We start from the raw sequence: 2,578 nt of genomic DNA, 5'->3' as shown, positions 1-2,578 counted from the left end.
CCGGTGTGGTCGTGACCGGTGTTTTCGTGACCGGTGTGGTCGTGACCGGTGTTTTCGTGACCGGTGTGGTCGTGACCGGTGTGGTCGTGAGTCGCCGCGATGTACCGGTCGGGGTCCTGGCTGAACGCCGTCCGGCATCCCGGCGAGCAGAAGTAGTAGGTGTGCCCGTCATGGTCGGCTGACGTCGTCGTCGCCGGATCGACGGTCATGCCGCACACGGGGTCTACCGCCGACGGTCGGGTCTCCAGTCGCCGGTCGTCGTTGCGAGTAGTCATACCCCGAACATACCCCCTGGGGGTAATGCCGCGAAAGGTTAGTGGTCTCAACGGAACGCGGCAGCGGCTGGTGGGTGAGCCAGGCCACCCACCAGCCGACTCCGAGTCAGCCGAGGGTGGTGAGCATCTGCTTCATCTGCTCGATCTCGGCGCTCTGGCTCGTCACGATCGAGTCAGCCAGCTCCAGGGCCTGCGGGTTGGAGCCCTGCTGCTGCTCGGTTTCAGCCATCTGCACCGCGCCGGTGTGGTGCTCGATCATCAGCTGCAGGAACATCCGGTCGAAGTCGGTACCGGTGGCGTTCTGCAGCTGGGTCATCTGCTCCTCGGTCATCATCCCCGGCATCAAGGAGCCGCCCATGGAAGGCATCGATGAGTGGTCCATGCCCTCCATCGAGGAGTCGGCTTCGGTGGGTTCGCCCCAGGCGTTCAGCCAGGAGGTCATCTGCTCGATCTCGGGCTGCTGAGCGGCCTCAATCTTGGCGGCCAGGTCCTTGACCTGCTGGCTAGAGGCCTGGGTGGTGGCCATCTGCGCCATCTCGATAGCGCCCTTGTGGTGCACGATCATCATCTGGGCGAACATCACGTCTTGGTCGTCGTGTTCGCCGTCGACGTTGCTGGTGGCACTGGGCGAGGGGCTCGCCGAGGTCGTCGAGGATCCCGAGGATCCCGACGATCCCGACGATCCCGACGACATCGCGGAGTGGTCCATCGATCCGCTGTCGGCGCCGCCGCAGGCGGCCAGGACCAGGGACAGAGCAGTGGCGGCGCCGAGGGCACCAATGCGGGTTGCGGTTCGCATGAGAGTGAAGCTCCTTGAGAGATGCGGGTTGTGGGCATGACCGCGTGGCGCTCGGCGAAGGGTCGTCCGAGACGCGCGGGGGTCGGCCTAAATCCGGATCACGCAGAGGGAGATACGTGGCCAGTGCCACGGGGGCGGCCCACGCCAGGGCGTGATGGCCATCAAGGCTTGGCGCCAAGCGGGCACGGGCCAGTGGGTGCAGCGAAGGGCGCGAGCGACCCCCCAAGCAATCAGGATCATCAGGAGAGCCACGCCAGCACTGAGGAACAACACGCAGTCCGACACAGCGTGGTGATCGCCGTGGTCGGAGACGTGGATGGTTGCCGTGCCGTGCGCAGCAGCTGACGCGGTGGCCGCGCCGTGGTCCACGGTCACAGCCGAGACGGTCATGTCGTGGGCGGTGGTCATGTCGTGGGTTGCGGCGTGGTGCTGGCTGACGGCGGCAGCAAAGACGTGCATGGCGCACAGGCCAACGGTCACGGCAACGACGAGCAGCACACGAGGCAGGGCCGTGGTGGCCCAGCTGCGTCTGCGGGTGTCGCTCACGACTCTCACGCTAACCCCCAGGGGGTATATCTGCCAGAATAAGTGCCCCCTACCGGGTGCCGCGCGAGGTGGACCTTCCGGTGAGGCTGCGCGCTGTGCTGGGCGTCATCTACCTCATCTACACCGAAGGGCACACCGCGACCTCCGGGGAGCAGTTGGTGCGGGCGGACCTGTGCACCGAGGCGCTGCGGCTGGCGCGGCTGCTTGCCGAGCTGATGCCTGATGAGCCGGAGGCACTCGGTCTGCTGGGCTTGCTGCTGCTCTCGGAGTCGCGTCGCTCTGCCCGCACCGGCCCTGACGGTGTGCTCGTGCCGCTGTCGGAGCAGGACCGTTCCACCTGGGACCAGGCCCTCATCGCTGAGGGACATGAGGTGGTGCGCCGCTGCCTGCGCCGCGGACGCCCGGGGCCCTATCAGCTGCAGGCCGCCATCGCCGCCGTGCACGCCGACGCCCGCACCGTGCAGGACACCGATTGGCGCCAGGTCCTCGCGCTCTCCTACAACCTCCTGGCCCTGGTCCCGACTCACGTGGTCGCCCTAAACCGGGCCGTCGCCCTCGCCGAGGTCGAAGGACCAGCCGAGGCCTTAGCCGTGGTCGAGGGCCTTGAGCTGGGCGACTACCCCCCACGCCACGCTGTTCGCGCCGATCTGCTGCGTCGACTTGGGCAGCTCGAGCGGGCTTGCCGCGCCTACGAGGAGGAGGCCATCAGCGCCGCCGGCAACGACGCCCAGCGCGCCTACCTCGGCCGACGGCGCAGCGAGCTCCACCCATGATCCGTTGACCGGTCCACGTGCCACCCTTCACTGCTCCGACCACGAGACAGACGGTTTCCTCTTTCGGCTCGACTGTGTGCACGTCGGTGACGTGCGGGTGATCTTCGCGCTCGACGCGCACCAGACATCGGCACGACTGCGACGCCGGCAGCCAGTGGAGGCGCGCACCACGCGGGATGACCGTG

At 67.6% G+C, this 2,578-nt stretch carries 3 protein-coding genes and 1 pseudogene; 1 reads left to right on the top strand and 3 read right to left on the bottom strand.

Annotated features, from left to right (window positions below; genetic code table 11):
- The 3 genes from AB1207_RS24380 to AB1207_RS24370 form a co-directional block, all read right to left on the bottom strand.
- Window positions 1-209 (bottom strand): YHS domain-containing protein (locus tag AB1207_RS24380; RefSeq protein ID WP_367641424.1); only part of this gene is annotated, 209 nt, incomplete at its 3' end.
- Between the two features lie 172 nt (window positions 210-381).
- Window positions 382-1,074, bottom strand: coding sequence for a DUF305 domain-containing protein (locus AB1207_RS24375; protein WP_367641423.1), 693 nt, complete (start codon window positions 1,072-1,074; stop codon window positions 382-384).
- Between the two features lie 87 nt (window positions 1,075-1,161).
- Window positions 1,162-1,620: a DUF6153 family protein gene (locus AB1207_RS24370; protein ID WP_367641421.1), complete on the bottom strand. Its 459-nt coding sequence runs from the start codon at window positions 1,618-1,620 to the stop codon at window positions 1,162-1,164.
- 47 nt (window positions 1,621-1,667) lie between these two features.
- Here AB1207_RS24370 and AB1207_RS24365 point away from each other — a divergent pair.
- Window positions 1,668-2,393 (top strand): annotated as a pseudogene (locus AB1207_RS24365) (RNA polymerase sigma factor); the annotation flags it as partial.
- Between the last annotated feature and the right edge of the window lie 185 nt (window positions 2,394-2,578).

The organism is Kineococcus endophyticus, assembly GCF_040796495.1.
Classification (GTDB): domain Bacteria; phylum Actinomycetota; class Actinomycetes; order Actinomycetales; family Kineococcaceae; genus Kineococcus; species Kineococcus endophyticus.
Note: the sequence above shows the minus strand (reverse complement) of the source record. Positions and strands in the feature narration are given on the sequence as shown.

What these genes read in the sequence shown, in the direction of transcription:
- AB1207_RS24375 (WP_367641423.1), bottom strand. Translation starts at nt 1,074, where the DNA reads ATGCGAACCGCAACCCGCATTGGTGCCCTCGGCGCCGCCACTGCTCTG.